At 45.2% G+C, this 19,137-nt stretch carries 13 protein-coding genes and 1 other RNA gene; 4 read left to right on the top strand and 10 right to left on the bottom strand.

Going from position 1 to position 19,137, the window contains the following annotated elements; genetic code table 11:
• Positions 1-292: 292 nt before the first annotated feature.
• The 3 genes from GVO62_RS07660 to tkt all read right to left on the bottom strand — a co-directional run bounded on the left by GVO62_RS07660 (position 293) and on the right by tkt (position 4,604).
• A complete protein-coding gene (locus GVO62_RS07660) occupies positions 293-1,468 on the bottom strand; it encodes a phosphoglycerate kinase (protein WP_159118443.1) in 1,176 nt (391 codons plus the stop codon).
• Between the two features lie 115 nt (positions 1,469-1,583).
• Positions 1,584-2,594, bottom strand: coding sequence for an erythrose-4-phosphate dehydrogenase (gene epd / locus GVO62_RS07655; protein WP_014948384.1), 1,011 nt, complete (start codon positions 2,592-2,594; stop codon positions 1,584-1,586).
• 18 nt (positions 2,595-2,612) lie between these two features.
• Positions 2,613-4,604, bottom strand: coding sequence for a transketolase (tkt, locus tag GVO62_RS07650; RefSeq protein WP_159118442.1), 1,992 nt, complete (start codon positions 4,602-4,604; stop codon positions 2,613-2,615).
• Positions 4,605-5,009: 405 nt separating this feature from the next.
• Between tkt and metK the strand changes: the two genes are divergently transcribed.
• Together metK and GVO62_RS07640 are read left to right on the top strand one after the other, a co-directional pair.
• Complete coding sequence (gene metK, locus GVO62_RS07645; RefSeq protein ID WP_105930646.1) at positions 5,010-6,155, top strand: methionine adenosyltransferase; 1,146 nt, start codon at positions 5,010-5,012, stop codon at positions 6,153-6,155.
• A 226-nt stretch (positions 6,156-6,381) separates the two neighbouring features.
• A complete protein-coding gene (locus GVO62_RS07640) occupies positions 6,382-6,852 on the top strand; it encodes a hypothetical protein (RefSeq protein WP_120960734.1) in 471 nt (156 codons plus the stop codon).
• Between the two features lie 8 nt (positions 6,853-6,860).
• On the opposite strand, the gene GVO62_RS07635 is transcribed toward GVO62_RS07640, so the two are convergent.
• Positions 6,861-7,364, bottom strand: a complete 504-nt coding sequence (locus tag GVO62_RS07635; protein WP_120960736.1) for a 3'-5' exonuclease — start codon at positions 7,362-7,364, stop codon at positions 6,861-6,863.
• A 321-nt stretch (positions 7,365-7,685) separates the two neighbouring features.
• On the opposite strand from GVO62_RS07635, the gene GVO62_RS07630 reads away from it, so the two are divergent.
• Together GVO62_RS07630 and GVO62_RS07625 are read left to right on the top strand one after the other, a co-directional pair.
• Entirely contained in the window at positions 7,686-8,864 is a 1,179-nt protein-coding gene (locus tag GVO62_RS07630) for an ABC transporter substrate-binding protein (RefSeq protein WP_159118476.1), read from the top strand.
• Complete coding sequence (locus GVO62_RS07625; protein WP_173359620.1) at positions 8,864-11,749, top strand: ATP-binding protein; 2,886 nt, start codon at positions 8,864-8,866, stop codon at positions 11,747-11,749. Before GVO62_RS07630 ends, GVO62_RS07625 begins: the two co-directional genes overlap by 1 nt.
• A 101-nt stretch (positions 11,750-11,850) precedes the next feature.
• On the opposite strand, the gene GVO62_RS07620 is transcribed toward GVO62_RS07625, so the two are convergent.
• The 6 genes from GVO62_RS07620 to GVO62_RS07595 all read right to left on the bottom strand — a co-directional run bounded on the left by GVO62_RS07620 (position 11,851) and on the right by GVO62_RS07595 (position 19,059).
• On the bottom strand, positions 11,851-12,741 hold the full coding sequence (locus tag GVO62_RS07620) for a DMT family transporter (protein ID WP_373996010.1): 891 nt from the start codon (positions 12,739-12,741) through the stop codon (positions 11,851-11,853).
• A 436-nt stretch (positions 12,742-13,177) separates the two neighbouring features.
• Positions 13,178-13,528: RNase P RNA component class A (gene rnpB, locus GVO62_RS07615), an RNA gene on the bottom strand.
• Positions 13,529-13,571: 43 nt separating this feature from the next.
• Positions 13,572-15,029, bottom strand: a complete 1,458-nt coding sequence (locus GVO62_RS07610) for a potassium/proton antiporter (RefSeq protein ID WP_159118441.1) — start codon at positions 15,027-15,029, stop codon at positions 13,572-13,574.
• Positions 15,030-15,190: 161 nt separating this feature from the next.
• A complete protein-coding gene (gene secD / locus GVO62_RS07605) occupies positions 15,191-17,767 on the bottom strand; it encodes a protein translocase subunit SecD (RefSeq protein WP_159118440.1) in 2,577 nt (858 codons plus the stop codon).
• Positions 17,768-17,851: 84 nt separating this feature from the next.
• On the bottom strand, positions 17,852-18,166 hold the full coding sequence (locus GVO62_RS07600; protein WP_236547097.1) for a hypothetical protein: 315 nt from the start codon (positions 18,164-18,166) through the stop codon (positions 17,852-17,854).
• 236 nt (positions 18,167-18,402) lie between these two features.
• Entirely contained in the window at positions 18,403-19,059 is a 657-nt protein-coding gene (locus GVO62_RS07595; protein WP_159118438.1) for a nitroreductase family protein, read from the bottom strand.
• Positions 19,060-19,137 lie beyond the last annotated feature (78 nt).

The raw sequence follows: 19,137 nt of genomic DNA, 5'->3' as shown, positions 1-19,137 counted from the left end.
CTTTTGTATATTACTGCCTTGATAGACAGGTGTAGGGTTTATTGTTATACCAATTCTATTAAAGATCTGTTTGTCTCAGACGCGGCATGCCTGCACCTTTAATAAACACATCTGTAATAAAATTGGTATTTATGCCAGCGGACGTCACTGTTTCGCTGGGGTAATCGTTTCCGATTATAGGGTCACGCTCAAAAATGCTGTTACTGAGCGTGACACATAATGGGGCAACATTTGCACTAGGCCTTAGCTATCGAGAGCTTGTACGCACTGCGTTTCTACGCAGCGCTTAGGCTTATTTATTTTTTTCTTCTAGTACTGCTACCGCTGGTAGTGTTTTACCTTCCAAGAATTCTAGGAACGCGCCACCACCTGTTGAAATATAAGAAACCTTATCGGCAATTCCGTATTTATCAACTGCTGCTAGTGTATCACCACCACCTGCGATTGAGAATGCGTCGCTTGCCGCAATAGCTTCGGACAGCGCTTTCGTACCGGCACTGAACTGCTCAAATTCAAATACGCCTACAGGACCATTCCATACGATAGTTCCTGCGTTTTTAATAATGTCTTCTAACGCCTTAGATGAGTCTGGGCCGATATCAAAAATCATATCGTCGTCAGCAACGTCACTCACTACTTTTAACGTAGCTTCAGTATTCTCATCAAACGCTTTACCCACTACAACATCTGTTGGCACTGGAATATTGCCGCCATTCGCCTGCGCTTCATTCATCAGCTGCGTAGCTTGCTCAGTTAAATCCATTTCTACCAGAGACTTACCGACATTATGGCCCTGTGCCGCGATAAAGGTATTGGCGATACCACCGCCAACAATCAGCTGGTCTACTTTTTCAGCCAATGTTTTTAACACGGTCAACTTGGTAGATACTTTAGAGCCACCCACAATAGCAACCATTGGACGCTTAGGGTTGTCTAGCGCTTTGCCAAGTGCGTCTAATTCTGCAGCAAGTAATGGGCCAGCACAGGCTTTTGGTGCAAATTTAGCAACGCCATGAGTAGACGCTTGTGCGCGGTGAGCAGTACCGAACGCATCCATAACAAAGATATCGCAAAGTGCTGCGTACTGTTTTGCTAACGTTTCGTCGTCTTTCTTTTCGCCGTTATTAAAACGTACGTTTTCAAGGATAACCAGTTCGCCTTCGCTAAGCTCAACACCGTCAAGGTAATCTTTTACAAGCTTAACCGGTACGTCTAGGGCGTCATTAAGATAATCAACAACAGGTTGAAGTGAGAACTCGTCTGCAGCCTCGCCTTCAGTAGGACGGCCAAGGTGAGACATCACCATCACTGCCGCACCAGCGTCTAGGGCTGCTTTAATAGTAGGAATTGATGCTTTGATACGGGCATCTGAGGTTACTTTGCCGTCTTTCACCGGCACGTTTAAATCTTGTCTAATTAATACGCGCTGACCTTTTAAAGCCATATCGCTCATGCTTGGAATTGCCATCGTCTTTCCTATGTTAATTTTAATTCAGTAGAGCGTGTCTTAAAGATAAAATACACTCAAATTAACTGTGAAAGCTGCGCGAGCTGGTGCCACCAGCCCTGGCAGCATCAATGCGTTATTTTGCGTCGAACATCACTTTTGCTGTGTCGAGCATACGGTTTGCAAAACCCCATTCGTTGTCACACCACACCAGTGTTTTAACCAGTTGTTTGTGACTGACTCTTGTTTGTGTGCCATCTACAATACACGAGTGTGGGTCGTGATTGAAATCTACCGACACCAATGGTTCTTCGGTGTAATCCAAAATGCCCTGCAAACGCCCCGCTTTTGCATTGCGAAGGGCTTGGTTCACTTGTTCAATGGTTACCTTAGACTGAAGCGTTACGCTTAAATCCATCGCAGTGACATTGATAGTAGGCACCCGAACCGCAATGGCTTCGAACTTACCCGCAAACTTAGGCAGAATGCGCTCTATACCAGCAGCAAGGCGTGTATCAACGGGGATAATCGACTGACTTGCAGCACGGGTTCTGCGCAAATCTTCGTGATAGGCGTCGATAACCTGTTGGTCATGCATAGAGGCATGAATGGTTGTGATCGTACCACTTTCAACACCAAACGCAGCGTCTAATGCTTGGATGACAGGAACAATGCAATTTGTGGTACAAGAGCCGTTAGAGACTAATTTTTGTTCACTGGTCAACGTGTCTTCGTTAGTACCAAAAATGACCGTATTGTCTAAATCTGGTGAACCGGGTGACGAGAAAAGCACTTTGCCAGCGCCTGCATCTAAATGTGCTTGCCCCGACGCTCTGTCATCAAACTTGCCTGTACACTCAAGCACAATATCAACGCCCAAGTCTTTCCAGGGTAGGTCTTTAATATCGCTTATCGCGAGCAGTGTAATATCGTCGCCTGCGACATTCAGCGTGTTGTTTTCTAAGGCCACATCAAAACGGAACCGCCCGTGGGCGGTATCGTATTTAAGTAGATGTGCAATGCCTTCAGGTTTTGCAATGTCGTTAATGGCCACCACGTTAAACTCGTTGTTGCGCCCACTTTCATACAGCGCGCGCAACACGTTGCGACCAATACGACCAAACCCATTTATGGCAATATTTACCATAGGCTTATCTATTACCTCTTACAGAGACAGTGCAGCCTCTACTACAGCGTCAGTGGTAATGTTGAAGTGCTTAAACAGGTCGCCAGCAGGTGCAGACTCACCAAAGGTATCCATGCCCACGATAGCGCCATTAAAGCCAACGTACTTGTACCAGCTGTCTTTAGACAGCGCTTCTACAGCTACGCGTTTAACAACGCTAGAAGGCAATACGCTTTCACGGTAGTCAGCAGACTGACGGTCGAATACGTCAGTAGATGGCATAGATACTACGCGAACGGCCTTACCTTGCTCGGTAAGTTTCTCTGCTGCTTCTACGGCTAGCTGAACTTCAGAACCGGTACCAATAAGAATAAGCTCTGGTGTACCCTCGCAATCTTTAAGTACGTAACCGCCTTTAGCGATATCTGCAACTTGTTGGGCCGTTCTTTCTTGCTGCGCTAAGCCTTGACGCGTGAAGATTAGCGTTGTTGGGCCGTCAGTGCGCTCAATAGCAGACTTCCACGAAACAGCAGACTCAACCTGATCACAAGGACGCCAGTTATCAAGGTTAGGCGTTGCACGTAGCGCAACCACCTGCTCTACCGGCTGGTGCGTTGGACCGTCTTCACCTAGACCGATTGAATCGTGGGTGTAAACGAAAATTGCAGGCTGCTTCATTAGTGCCGCCATGCGTACCGCATTACGTGCATATTCCATAAACATTAGGAAGGTTGCACCGTATGCCTTGAAGCCACCGTGAAGGGCAATACCATTCATCATGGCAGACATACCAAACTCACGTACACCATAATAAATGTAGTTACCTGATGCATCGTTTGCTTCAACGCCTTTGCTACCTTCCCAAATGGTAAGGTTAGAACCTGCTAGGTCGGCAGAGCCGCCTAATAGCTCAGGAAGTAACGGACCAAACGCGTTTAATGCATTTTGCGACGCTTTACGTGAAGCAATGTTTTGTGGGTTAGCTTGAAGTTCAGCGATGATAGCGTCTGCTTTGTCGCTGAAATCTGCTGGCAGTTCGCCATTTACACGGCGTTTGAATTCTTCTGCAAGCTCTGGGTAGGCGGCTTCGTATGCTGCGAAAGCGTCATTCCAGGCACTTTCCGCTTTTGAGCCTTTCTCTTTGCCATCCCAGCCCGCATAAATATCGTCTGGAATTTCGAAAGCGCCATGGCTCCAGCCAAGCTTCTCGCGAGTAGCAACAATTTCGTCCTCACCTAGTGGTGCACCGTGACAAGACTCGGTACCTTCTTTATTAGGCGAACCGAAACCAATGGTGGTTTTACAACAAATAAGCGTAGGCTGCGCCGTATTCGCTTGTGCCTTCTCAATGGCAGCTTTTACTTGCTCAGCATCGTGACCGTCAACACCATCGATCACTTCCCAGCCGTAGCTCTTAAAGCGCGCTGGTGTGTCGTCGGTGAACCAGCCTTCTACTTCACCGTCAATTGAAATGCCGTTGTCATCCCAAAATGCGATAAGCTTACCAAGGCCAAGTGTACCGGCTAGTGAACACGTCTCGTGTGAGATACCTTCCATCAAGCAGCCATCGCCTAGGAATGCGTAGGTGTGATGGTCAACAATGTTGTGGCCGTCACGGTTAAATTGTGCAGCTAGTACTTTTTCAGCAAGCGCCATACCTACAGCATTACTAATACCTTGGCCAAGTGGACCTGTGGTGGTTTCAACACCTGGTGCATAGCCATATTCTGGGTGTCCTGGTGTTTTAGAGTGTAGCTGGCGGAAGTTCTTTAGTTCTTCAATTGGCAGTTCATAGCCTGAAAGATGAAGTAGAGAATACAACAGCATCGAGCCGTGACCATTTGAAAGTACAAAGCGATCGCGGTTAGCCCAAGACGGGTTAGCAGGATTGTGAGATAAGAAATCACCCCATAGTACCTGTGCGATATCAGCCATCCCCATGGGGGCACCTGGGTGACCAGATTTAGCTTGTTGAACGGCGTCCATACTTAATGCACGGATTGCGTTGGCGAGTTCACGACGAGAGGGCATGTTGTCTCCTGGTTTATTTTGTATCTTTTGTTTCGTATCTTAGCGGGCTAGCAGAGCTAGACGAGCGTAGAGATAAGGCGTTTGCTCTACTTCTTTATACGATTGAATGTGGCGTTATTCTTACCTATGCCACCTAACAGTTCAATGAGTTTTCATTGCTAATAGCGAAAGTAATAGTAAAAAATGGTCTATACGCTCACCGATGCGTATTAGCACGGTAATGAAAACCCTCTTATCTTTGCCTAAGTCTCTTTATTCTATAGAAATAACCCTGATACTGATCGGGTTTTGTCAACATTTCGTAACAAAGAGACTTTTAGACGTCTAGAAGTAAAGACTGGTATTTATAACTTGTTTTAGTACAATATACGACTATTTTGATAATTTAACGCTTACGGAGCATTTATGGCCACGCATTTATTCACATCCGAGTCAGTGTCTGAAGGACATCCGGACAAAATTGCTGATCAGATCTCAGATGCGGTTCTTGACGCAATTTTAGAGCAAGATCCTCGCGCTCGGGTGGCCTGCGAAACGTATGTAAAAACCGGTATGGTTTTAGTAGGTGGTGAAGTCACTACTTCAGCTTGGGTAGATATTGAAGAACTTACCCGAAAAACAGTAAAAGAAATTGGCTATACGCATTCTGATATGGGTTTTGACGCCGATTCATGTGCTGTATTAAATGCTATTGGTAAACAGTCTCCTGACATCAACCAAGGCGTTGACCGCGAAAGCTTAGAAGAGCAAGGTGCAGGTGACCAAGGCCTAATGTTTGGCTATGCAAGCGATGAAACTGACGTATTAATGCCAGCGCCAATTACTTACTCTCACCGCCTTGTTCAAAAACAAGCTGAAGTACGCAAGTCTGGCAAGCTTGACTGGCTTCGCCCAGACGCGAAAAGCCAGATTACTTTCAAGTATGAAAACAATAAGCCGGTTGGCATTGATGCCGTTGTACTGTCAACTCAGCACTGTGATTCAGTAAGCACTGAAACAGTACGTGAAGCGGTAATGGAAGAAATCATCAAGCCTGTGCTTCCAAGCGAGTGGATTGACACAAATACACGCTTTCACATCAACCCAACGGGACGATTCGTAATCGGTGGTCCAATGGGCGACTGCGGCTTAACAGGTCGTAAAATCATCGTAGATACTTACGGCGGTATGGCCCGTCACGGCGGCGGCGCTTTCTCTGGTAAAGATCCGTCAAAAGTAGACCGCAGTGCAGCCTACGCGGGTCGTTACGTTGCTAAGAACATTGTTGCAGCTGGTCTTGCCAAGCGCTGTGAAATTCAAGTGTCTTACGCCATTGGTGTTGCAGAGCCAACGTCTATCAGCATCGATACTTTCGGTACAGGTGTGGTTGATGAGAAAACACTCGTTGCATTAGTGCGTGAACACTTTGATTTACGCCCGTATGGTCTTATTCAAATGCTTGACCTTGAGCGCCCTATTTACCGCCCAACCGCAGCATACGGTCACTTCGGTCGTGATGAATTCCCATGGGAAGCAACAGATAAAGCGGAAGCACTTAAAGCCTCTGTTTAAAAATAAAGGGCCTACAGCTCTGTTCAAGCGCCGCCGAATGATACTTTCAATCGGCGGCGTTTTTATATAAGTAGCCTTATCGAAGGTGCAGAATAAAAAATCACGCTTTCTGTTTTCAAGCCCCAGCATTTAGCCTATGATTAAAAAATGTTCGTTTGTTTATTGATACCACCGCTTGTCGATAACGTTCTACGCATGCGGTGACAATTTACACTTAGGTTCTTCTATGAATGTCGTTACCGGTATTTCTTCCGTTTTATGCATTGCATTAGCATTGATAACAATGCCGGTATCAGCACAAACATCTGACGCCCACTTCAATCCCATTCAATTTAAAAGTAAAAAACTTGCACGATGGCAGCTCAACAGTATGTATCGCGTTCAATCGATTACTGAAACGCATTATTATGACAGCAGTTTTACCTACCCTGCCGGTTCGCAGGGAATGATTAGCGCCAGTCGACGCTTCGATACTTGGGTTCCACAAAAACTTTATGCTACCTATAAAACTAACAATACGGCTTTCCAACATTATGCAGAGTGGCTTTATCTGCCTCATGACGAGGGTACGTTTACTCGTTTGGGCTGGCTTCTTGGCGGTGGAGATGGTTTAAACATGGCTGTTGAAATCGAACACCGGCAGGTGGGTGAAGAGGAAAATATGGCGCTATCACTTGGTGTCAATTATCTCTTTTAAACCACGGATTATGTTCTAGTAAGTTCTAGGGTTTTTGCATAGGTTTGTTGAATTATCATTGCATCTGAGCTCGCTCTATGTCGCTTAACATCAAACTCAGCATTTAAATTATTTTTCACTTCGTGCCACTTCTCCATTTGCGCCTCGCTCAAAATATAGTCAAGCGCCCGACATGTGAAAGACATCTCCACCTGAGCAGCAGCGAACAATTTGATAAGCCACGGGTTGTCTACTACCCAGCCATCGCTATAAACAACCGTATTCCCTAAGAAATTGTTTAATTCCATACAAACGGTTAACGGCTCTTCCCCCCTCGCTTGCAGCATCTGCTGTGATATACCATGCAGCGATTCAGCCTCTTTGTCCCAATGTACCCAAGAGGCGAAAGGTCTGAGTAATTTGCACCACTTTGCACCATCATAGCGCACTATACCAATTTCAATGGGATAACTTGCTGCACCAAAACCGCTTGCTTCAATATCGATTATTGTTGGCAGGGTTATTTTTCGCACACGAACTCCAAACTACCGTTTATCACTGCTTGCAACACTGTCAAACACTATTAATTATGTTGGCAAAAAATACACTGGGCGTATTATTACCACTCAACTTCTTTACGCACCTGCATTGTTAACAAAGAGATAACATAATACTAATAAGCATTAATAGTAGAATCATGCCACATTTACCCTCTTAACGTTTCAATACAGAGTTGGTGCTGTTTTATCGGTTTATCCGCCACACTAAATTTATACTAAAGAATAATACGATTCCGAAAAAAGTAAGAGCGCATTGCTATACACTTTTGAGGTAATGATTTGAGTATTATTTTTATGCGTTCAAAACTTCTTATTTCGGCATTCTTTTGCGTTTCATCTCTGTTAATTTCATGTCGCGCTTTCGGGTCAGCAGAGCCTTTAGTGATTGGTATTGATGCTGACTTATCTGCAGTTGCTGTGGAAGGAGGATTAGCTATCACGCGAGGCGTCGAACTCGCTGTTGATGAAATAAATGCTGCGGGCGGCATTCTCGGTCGCAAAATAAAAATAGTAGCCAAAGACCACCGTGGAAATCCGTCTCGTGGCGTATTCAACATTCAACAATTTGCTGAGATGCCTAACCTACTTGCCGTTATCAGCGGGGTTCACACGCCGGTTGTGCTTGCTGAAATAGATATTTTACACAGCGAAAACCTATTGATGTTAGTACCTTGGGCAGCCGGAACTCCCATTGTAGATAATGGGTATGAACCCAATAATGTTTTTCGCGTTTCCGTTCGGGACGCCGAAGCTGCCATCGTGCTCATTGATCACGCAAAGCAGAAAGGGCTATCGAAGGTAGCACTCGTCCTAGAGCGCACTGGATGGGGCCGCTCTAATCTCAAATCACTCAATCAGGCAGCAAGTGAAAACGGGGTCACAATTACCTCTGTCCATTGGATAAACTGGCAACAAAAAGACTTTTCAGAAGGCATTGCAGCCATAAAGGCGAGTGATGCCGAGGGCATTATTTTAGTTACCAATGTGCCCGAAGGGGCTGTTGTAGTTGATGAAATGGCAAAGCAAAATGTAGCTTCTCTACCTGTAATATCACATTGGGGCATAGCATCAGGGCAGTTTTTTTCGGCTTTGGCGAACCCAATGGGCGATTACGATATTTCGGTGCTCCAAACGTTCCATTTTAGTCATCAGAGAAATAGCAAAGCCAAAAAGCTTTTAGATGCTTACTACGATAAATACGGCCTTGTCGACATTTACGCTATTGATGGCGTTACCGGATTGGCTCATACCTATGATTTAATTCATTTAATTGCCGCGGCTGCCGATAAAGCTGATAGTATAGAAACTGATAAATTGCGACATGCTCTCGAGTCACTGGAAAATATCGAGGGCGCAGTAAAGAACTATGATGTTCCTTTTACTGCAAACAGGCATGATGCGCTATGGTCAAAGGATTATTTTATGACTAAATATAACGAGAAAGGTCAATTGGTAACGGTAGGCCAAAAATAATGCTGAATGAGCCTACGAGGTTACGCTCGCTTCTTATTTCAAGCATGATCCCACGACTGGCATTGTTGATAACAGTGCTGTCGGTTGCCTTATTTGGACTCTCTTTTCACTTTATCGTTAAACAAACCGATAAACTTCAACAGCATTCGGTAGATGGCCTTGAGCAAGACATTAACTACATCGTTAATGACACGACTCGACAACTCGCCGACTTAGCAGCGAATGATATTATCATTAATGCTCTGGTAGACTTCGAGCAGCGAGATAACTATCTACCCATGTTCTTTCGCTCTTTAAATTTAACCCAGGCTGAGAGCGTGGAGTTTGCACTTTTTGATTTTACCGGAAAAAGAATTATCGACAAAAACTGGAATGCGACACTGCCAGAGTCTTTAAGCAACGCCTGGCGACAGCAAACATTAGGCTCGTCAAACACCTTTTCCTCAGTATCGAAGTACGGCGTGTTAATCAGTGTACCTGTTTTACTGCAAGGAGTAGCTGAAGGCGCGCTGGTAATGTACGTAGATAGTTTACAGTCTCTCTTGACTCCCTACCCGCGCCTAACCAATCAGCTTGTTACCGATAAAGAAGGTAAAGTCTTGTTCAGCAGCGAACCCACGTTAATTGCGCCTGGAACAAATTTTTCTGACTTCGACGCCAAAGGTTATGCAATAAAACAAGCGAGTTGGGCAAACCTCAACCTTTACAGTGTAAAACCCACGATTACGGCTTACAGAGAGCTCGCTTGGACAGGTATTGTCTTAGTTACCATGATTGTCGGCTTTGTATTCATCATTCTGCACATGGTATCTATGACAGGAGCACTAGCGGAAAGGACACTTTCTCAACTCTACCAAGGAATTAAAAGCACGCTCAATAGCGAAGATAAGAAACCTCGTGTAGAAGAAAAACAAGTTGAGGCCAAAGAGCTCGCCGATATTCGCGATGCTTTTGATAAGCTTATCTGGGACTTAACCGAAGTATCGTTATCTAACGAGCAGTTTTCTAACGTTTTAGAATCAATGGGCGACATGCTTGTTGTTGTCGATCAAAATAATGACGTATTACTTTCTAATAAACGATTTGACGATTTTTGCGATAGTCAATATGGCGATAAAAAAAGTATTCTGAAATCGATTACTCACAAACTCGCCTCCGTTCAAAATAAAGAGCTTAGACACTTTTCGGTTAAGGAAGGAAAAGAGCTTTATATCCAATGGACCAAAACGTCACTTTGGGATGCTAACGGCAACATCCGGGGTGATATCTTTGTTGGCAGTGATGAGACAGAACAACGCTCCCTTGAAAGTCACGTCAAAGTGCTCACTCACGCCATGGATGAAGCTACCGTTTCTATTATTATTTCCGACATAAAACGAGTCGGACAGCCTGTTATTTATGTCAATAATGCCTTTGAAGCCTTAACAGGGTTTACTCGCGATGAAATCATAGGAAAAAATTGTCGAGTTTTACAAAGCAATGAGTCTAATTCAGAAGCCATCAATGACATTAGAAATGCCATTGCCACTCGTGAGCCTATTGAAACTACCGTCCTTAACTCCAAAAAGGACGGTTCGCGCTTCTACAACCTCTTAAACCTTACCCCCGTTAAAATAAACGGGGAAGTGACTCACTATATTGGTTTCCAGCAAGACGTAACACAGCAGCGACAAACCGAAAAATATCTTGAAGAAGCACGGGAAAAAGCGGAAGAGTCTGCTCGCCTTAAATCTAGCTTCCTAGCGAGTATGAGCCATGAAATTAGAACCCCTATACACGGCATTTCCGGTGTTCTTCAATTGCTAGCAGGTTCAGAGTTAAGTGAAGAGCAAAAGCACTACTTGTCCCTTGCCAAATTTAGCATTCAAGGTTTGCTTCATATCGTAAACGATATTTTGGATTTCTCTAAAATTGAAGCTGGCCAATTGCAAATAGAAAGCAGCCCCTTTGACATACTCGAGTCACTTGAAAACTTGCAAAGCCAATACGCTATTCTGTGTCAGGAAAAAGGGTTAGCGCTGCATTTCCACTTCGATCTTCAAGGGTTTCATGTAGTTCAAGGCGATGATGTTCGCTTTCGACAAATCCTGTCCAACTTACTTGGCAATGCGGTGAAATTTACCGATGAAGGCCACATTGAGGTGACGACAAGTATTACGCAAAATGCTGATGACACACTTAGTCTCTTGTGCAGTGTAAAAGACACTGGCATCGGTATTGCTCAAGATAAACAAAGCACAATCTTTGATGTTTTTACGCAAGAAGACTTAACTACAACCAGAAAATTCGGCGGAACCGGTCTTGGCCTCTCTATCAGCAAACAGCTTTGTGAGCTCATGGGCGGTGAAATAAAGCTCGATAGCGTTAAGGGGCATGGCAGCACCTTTTCATTTACAGTAAAACTAGAAAAAGCTGACGAAGACCTACTTAAGCCATCTTATCCCCCATCAACAGCGAAACGAACAAAAGGTAAGAAACATAAAGTACTTATTGTTGAGGACAATGACATAAACCAAGTTATCGTTAAGCAGCATCTGACCGGTCATACTACCTTAAGTGCCAAATCAGGGCTTGAAGCGCTGGAAGCACTTTCTAAAATGAAGGTGACGTTTGATGTTATTTTAATGGACTGTCAAATGCCTGAAATGGACGGTTTTGAGGCAACCAAGCGTATTCGAAGTGGCGAGGCGGGCGCGAGATACGTAGATATCCCTATTATCGCCTTAACCGCCAATGCGATGAAAGGCGACAAAGAACGCTGTGTTAGCGCTGGAATGGATGACTACTTAAGTAAACCTTTTGACGCCGAAGATCTCATTGAAAAAGTTGAATACTGGGCAAGTACTGAAAAATCGCTAACCATGTACTCTGACTTTTCATTGTAAATGGCGCTATTTTCTTCGAGTTTTAATAGGGCGTATGCTGCGGCGCGCTCTAGCATTTACTGTTTCTCGCCTGATAGCTTTTTAAAGTAGCATCAACGAGACTATGTGGTTGCCTTGTGACGAGTCCCTTCGAAGACAGAGGGAAGCTTTATCGATTGAATGAGAAGACAGAAACACACGAGCGTCATTCCTACCCATCCCACCGGCTTGAACACTTCACCAATTAAGAAGATTGCAAAAAGTGCAGCAACTAATGGCTCAATCAGCGTGATAAGCGTGGCTTTACTGGCTTCGGTAGTACGAAGGCCGTAGCCAAATAGTAAATAACCAAGAAACATAGGTACCACTGCCATATACAGTGAAACACTAGTGTGAACAGTGTTTGCAAACAAATTTTGACCGGTAAACCAAAGGGAAGGCAGCAGAACAAGTGCTGCACAACCAAAGAGACCTGCCATCGCTGATTGGGAGTTTGCACCCGCGTCGATGTGTTGTTTCGCAGCCCATGAATACCCTGCGTAGGTTAAACCTGCAGTTAAACCTAATATAACGCCTAACACTTGGTCATGCTGCGATGCTGCTAACGTCAGCATACTTTGTGACTTACCCATTGCTAACAGCCCAATGCCCATCGCACCAAATACAAAACTAATAAACCACTTTAAAGGCACGGGCTTTTTACTTAGAACATATTCCAATAGGGCAGCGAAAAGAGGCGCGCTAGCAATAGATACTACGGTACCTATGGCTACGCCAGACAGGCGCATTGAACTGTAGAAGACGAGCGGATAGATGGCAACACAAGCACTTCCAAACAAAAAAGTAAGGGGTTTTAAAAATAGAATGCGCATATCCTTAAACAAGGATTTACGAGCACTCACGCACAGCAGAACACCGCCGATACCCATCGCAAATGCGCCAATAGCCAGGGGGCTGATTTCAGGTGCAAACTGAGCGGCGGTACCAGTAGTTCCCCACAAGAAACTTGCCATCACAATCGCAAAACTACCTTTCAATGCATGGCTTATGCTCGCCGTTTTTTCCACTTTACCTTCCTTACCTTTTTCCAACCTTGATATACGACCTTGGTTTTTAAGGATATCCGTCATTAGCCTTTTTCGAAAGGTACATCGCCCTTAGAAGACACAACCCATCTTAACAGGATTATACTGAAGTTTTTCCTATCGTATTTACCCACGATTTAGCAGAGCCTTTATTCTCGTCAAACAGTACGTATTTCCAAAGCTGTGTGTGCAACCGTATTACCCAGCCTAGTGACAAAACTGCAGGCGCGGGTATTTTCACATCAGGTCTTCCGATATTTTTTCAGTAACGAAGGATAATGTATCTTTGCTTGAAGGAGTGTGCCTTCAGGTAGAGGCTTCACCTAAACGTCAAAAAAGCGCGTCATAAGGCTTGTTTAGAAAAGAGTGGAGTTGGCCGTAAGCCGGGTTCTGTCGTGGGCAACCATTCCTCTAGATCAGCAATCGCTCACTGATTCAAGCAACCTACCCGATCCCCATGCGGGCCACACGTTGAGGGATCCTATTTGGTCTTGCTCCGGGTGGAGTTTACCTTGCCACACTCTGTTACCAGAGGTGCGGTGCGCTCTTACCGCACCCTTTCACCCTTACCGGCATGTAAACATGCTTAGGCGGTCTTCTCTCTGCTGCACTTGTCGTCGGCTCGCGCCGCCCAGACGTTATCTGGCACCCTGCCCTTTGGAGCCCGGACTTTCCTCCCCTTTCTTACGAAAGCGGCGATTGCCTGGCCAACTCCGCGGCGCATTCTACATGAAGTGCCTTACAATAGCACCCTATTCCTACTCACCATAAAAACATCGCTCTACTGAATTTTTATCTAGCAGTTTCGTAATGATAAAAATCTGATCGCCCCTTTCTATTTTAGTGCTTCCTTTAGGTATAAGGGTTTCTTCTCCACGGGCAATCATTGCCACTACTGTATTCTCTGGAAGAGACAATTCACTGATAGTTTTGTTTAGTGCCGGTGATAATTTAGAAACTTCTATTTCTATAAGTTCTCGCTTACTTTTGGCAACTTTGACAATTTCCAGCGTGCTCGATTCCTTTACTTGGTCTTCTAATACTAAGCCTAACTTGCGCGCCGCGTAGGGCAAAGTTGAGCCCTGTAACAGGGCTGAGATCAGCACAATGAAGAACACCACATTGAAAATTAGCTCTGCGTAAGGCATACCGAATATCAGCGGAAAGATGGCTAAAATAATCGGTACAGAGCCTCGCAAACCCACCCATGATATGAGAAGCGATGCTTTGAACGAGAACTTCGAAAGCAACAAAATAGGCATTACCACCAGCGGGCGTGCAATAAAAATAAGCACAAACGCAATGAGTAAACCTTCCTTCCAGTTTACAAAGAGCTCGGTGGGGGTAACTAGCAAGCCGAGGATAACGAACATGGCGATTTGACCTAGCCAAGCCAGCCCATCCAGAAACACGAAAGTATTACGCTGATAAGCAAAGCGGCTATTACCCACAATCACGCCCGTAATAAAGGTAGCGAGAAAGCCGCTGCCGTTTAAATTTGCAGCCAAACCAAAAGACAACACGCCAAATAACATCACAAATACGGGGTAAAGACCAATCGCCATTAAGGAAACTCGCCTAAATAGCCAAACCGCAATTCCACCGATGACAATTCCTACAGCAGCACCTACGCCCATTTGACTGGCAAAGAGCGAAAGTAAATCTAGCGGCTTAGTGGTGCTGTCTTGAATGAGTGTGATAAGACCGATGGTAAGAAATATGGCCATGGGATCGTTCGACGCACTTTCCAGCTCTAGTGTCGATTTTATTTTAGCGGGAATGCGGATGCCGGCATTGCGCAAAACGGAAAACACCGCAGCAGCATCGGTTGACCCCACGATAGCGCCAAGCAACAAGCCTTTATAAAGCGGTAAATCGAGGATAATCATTGCCGCCACGCCGGTAAGCACAGCTGTACCCACTACGCCAAAGGTGGCGAGCAAAGCCGCTGGCTTCCATGCCTGAATGATAGACTTCTTTGACGTTTGCAGGCCACCATCAAACAAAATCAATATAAGCGCAAATGTGCCTATAGCATGTGCGGCATCGGCATTGTCGAAGAGTATTCGGCCAATACCATCTTCTCCAGCCAACATACCCACACCGAGGAATAGCACCAAAACAGGTACGCCAAAGCGCGGAGACAACTTACTGGCCAGTACGCCCAAAATGGCAAGCACTGCACTGAGTAAAATAATGTGATCAACTGCAAACATTATACGTTCCTTATTGCCCTTGATGCTCTCACGCAAATTATTCGGGTATGCGTGAGAGAATCAAAGGTTCCTGTTAATACTGCTACCTTACCGCGTTTTTGCACCAATGTATTGAGGTACAAAAGCCCGCTGAGGTATTGGGGTTAAGGAACTTGTGCCGCCTAAGGGATGTGTGACAGCGACGCCTTAATCTCTTCTGCAGTAGGCTTTAACTGCGCTTTACCTTGTTTCTCTCTTCTGCTGCCCAACAAATACAACAGCGTAGAGGTGATAAACAAGGTCGATGACGTGCCAATCACCACAGCAAAAACCATAGGGACTGCAAAACTTTCTACTGCATCACCACCAAAAATAGCCATCGGTAACAATGCCAACAGCGTGGTAACGGAAGTGAATACCGTGCGGCTTAACGTGCTGTTCACAGCATCATTAATGGTATCTGCCAATGGCTTGTTTGGGTCTAAACGCAATAACTCACGGATGCGATCAAGCACCACCACCTTATCGTTTATAGAGTAACCAATGAGCGCCAACAGTGCTGCAACAGCCGTTAAGTTAAATTCGATACCCGTAAGCGCGAAAAAGCCTATGGTTTTGGTTAAATCGAGTATCACGGTTAGCAGCGCTGCGCTCGCAAAATGCGCTTCAAAGCGTGCCCACAGATACACCAACATGCCGCCACCTGCGATAAGCAATGCTAGAATGGATAGCTCGGCAAAGCCTCCGCTGACCTTGGGTCCAACCATATCAATTTTATCAAAACTTACCTCACTGTCGGCTTGCGAAATCGCACGCTTTAGTGCGTCAGTCTGCTTTGCGTTGCTATTTTCAAGCTCGCCACTGCTATCTAGAACAGGTGCTCGCAATAAATAGTGATGTTCACTGCCATATTCTTGAATTGCTATTTGATCAAAGCCATTGCTTTCAATCACATTCCTTAGCTCATCGGTAGTAAGGGTTGGTGCGGTCAACTCAATCATGGTGCCACCGGTAAAGTCGACGCCATAATGTAAGCCAGGCTTAGCAAACAAGCCGATTGAAAGCACTGTTAGCACGACCGAAACAGCGAGTGCAATTTTACGCTTTGCCAGAAAATTAATACCGCTAAGCTTATCGCTTAACCGCAAAAGCGGTGATGAAAAGCGCAAAGGAACGCGCTGCTGCGCGCGATCTTGCGTATTCCTTTGCTTCGACTTAACCACTCTTAGCATCAGCATTTTAGTTAAGGCAACCGCAGTAAACACCGAAGAGACAAGACCAAGGGCAATAGTAATTGCAAACCCTTTGATAGGGCCACTACCAAACATAAACAACAAGCTTACCGCTATTAACGTAGTGAAGTTTGAATCCACAATAGTCGCAAAGGCTTTATCGAACCCCACTTCTATTGCACTGGCTGCCGGACGGCCTTTTTTACTCTCCTCACGAATACGCTCATTGATCAAAATGTTCGCGTCCACCGCCATGCCCATGGTTAGGATCAAACCTGCGATGCCTGGTAACGTCAATGTTGCGCCAAACAGAGTTAGTGCGCCAAACACTAGCGCCATATTGATACACAAAGCAAAACTTGCGATAGCGCCCCACCTGCCGTAAATCGCCACCATAAATGCCAATACCAGTAACGCACCTGCCACACCGCTTTCTACTCCGGTTTGGATTGCATCGCTGCCTAAATCAGGTCCAACCGTCCGTTCTTCTATAATGGTAAGTGGAACGGGTAGCGCGCCGGTGCGAAGCATTAATGCCGTATTGCCCGCTTCAGGCAACGTAAAATTACCGGTTATTTCACCGCGACCACCAGGGATTACGCTATTAATGACGGGGGCTGTCACCACTTTGTCGTCAAGTACGATAGCAAGTACGCGACCAATGTTGTCGCGCGTCATAGCGGCAAATTGCTTTGCGCCCGCGCTGTCTAAACGAAAGGTCACTACTGGCTGACCGGTTTCGGTGCTTAACACACCTGCCGCATCGGTAATGTGTTCACCTTCTAGCGCTACTTTTTGCTCTAAACGATAGGTATTACCCGCCGCATCTTGCTTATTCATTACCTGCTCAGACTGGCTGTTCGCGGCCCAATGAAAGGTCATTTGTGCAGTAGTGCCCAGCAGTTTTTTAACCTGGGTTGGGTCAGACATACCCGGCATCTGCACTAAAACCGCGTCTTTACCCTGTAAAGTAACGCTAGGTTCGGTAAGCCCCGTTTCATTCAAACGCTTACGAACTACTTCAACACTTCGGCTTAACGTGTCTTTAACCAATTGTTCGGTATATAGCTCGTTAAGCGTAAGAGTAACAGTGCTTTGCTTTATCGTAACATCAAGTGCGCTTGAGCCGTTTGGTTGCGCGGAAACTTGAAATGCTGTGTTTTTTACGTTTCTTGCATCATCTGAATTACGCAAAGTAAAAACAATACTACCCGAACTACTGTCACTTCCCGTTCTAGGGGTAAGTGAATGAGAGGCTTTGGTATAGCGTATATCTTGACTTCGCAACTCACTAAATAAATCACTCGAAAAACTGTTGAGTTGCTTTTCAATTAAGGCGTTGGTATCGGCGGCTAAGAGCAGGTGCGAACCGCCTTGCAAGTCTAAGCCTAAAGATAGTGTGGAAGTGGTGTACCACGTAGGTAATTGCTGTTTAACTGATTGTGGCAATATGTTGGGCGCAGCGCTCAGTAAACCGAGCACAACGATAAGCACATACACAAAGCCACGAAATGAAAATCGTGCCATTTTAAAATCCTGAATAATTACGTTTTTTAAGACGCCACTACGGGGAACAAAACAAATTTGCTCGCGTGCTGGCGCAAATAAGCATTAACTCAGGGCCGAAGGCGGACTGCGTGGGCTTGGTCTAACCCATTTTTTAGTGTGAGTAAAAAGAAGTGCCGATGAGGCATTGGCAGATAAAAGATCGTTAAAAACGGGGGCAGATGATGATGGTATTAACCCGAAAGTGTCTACATCATCATGCTTGTCGCCTTTGCCATCCGACAGTTTAGAGGAACTAAATCGAAGGGAATAGCTTTGCGTACTGTGAACAAACTTGGCAAATGGTGACTGAGACGTAACTTCAGCATTTCTCGCAACATCAAGTGTCTGAAAGCCTGTACTGACAACCAGATACGACAATACCCACGCCACAAGAAAAGGCGCAAATGAAGCGGGGTAAAAGCGTTTAAAGACAGCGTGCACGAGTAATCTAGTAATTCTTTTAGTGTAAGAGTACGGTTTCGATCTGATAGTCAAAATGGGGGTGAAATAGCGTAATTCAATCGTCAATAAAAAAGAGCCCAGAGAAAGGGCCCTTTTTGAAGTTTTTCCAGCTCAGAAATAACTTATTTTGCGCTTTAAAAGTATAGGTACACCTATACGACAGTAATAACATCTTCTTTCGGTAAACGTGCTTTAGGCAAACCGTGGTTCCAGTCTTGCTCTGTATCAGCATACCCCATAGCTAGCGCCACCTCACAAATATGACCGTCTAGCTCATCAGCGAACAATTCACTCAACATATCAGAGTCTACGCCCTCCATCGGCGTTGATGCAATCCCCATGCGGGCCAACGTATGCAAAACATTTCCTAATGCTAAATACACCTGAGCCTTCGTCCATGATGCGTTATTCCCACTTTGGTCGGTATTGGCCTCGGCAAATGCATAGGCACCCATAAAGTTTTCCCGCATGTCTTCAGGGAGATGTCCCGATGCAACCTCTGCATCAACACGCTTAACAAACTTTTCTTTAGTGAACGTCGGATCGTAAGCAAACAGGATTGTATGCGACGCTTCTTTGGCATGATGCTGGTTAAACTGGTGCTTGTTGGCAAAGCTATCATGCAAACGCTGTTTGGCTTCGTCGCTTTCTACAACCACAAATTTCCAAGGTTGCGAATTGATAGAAGAGGCTGATAACCTCAATGCTTCAAGGATCGTGGCAAGGTCATCAGCGGCTATGCGTTTATTTACATTATACTTTTTGACCGTATAACGTTTTTTCAGATCTTCTATAATAGGGTTCGTCACAACTTACTCCTCAAAGATTAAGTAGATATTGGTAAAGTTGTGCGTATGGTATAGATTGGCTTTTTCAATGATAAGCCC

It is taken from the genome of Alteromonas sp. KUL150 (genome assembly GCF_009811475.1).
GTDB classification, from domain to species: domain Bacteria; phylum Pseudomonadota; class Gammaproteobacteria; order Enterobacterales; family Alteromonadaceae; genus Alteromonas; species Alteromonas gracilis.
The sequence above is the reverse complement of the archived record's forward strand: the minus strand, read 5'-3'. Positions and strand labels throughout refer to the sequence as shown.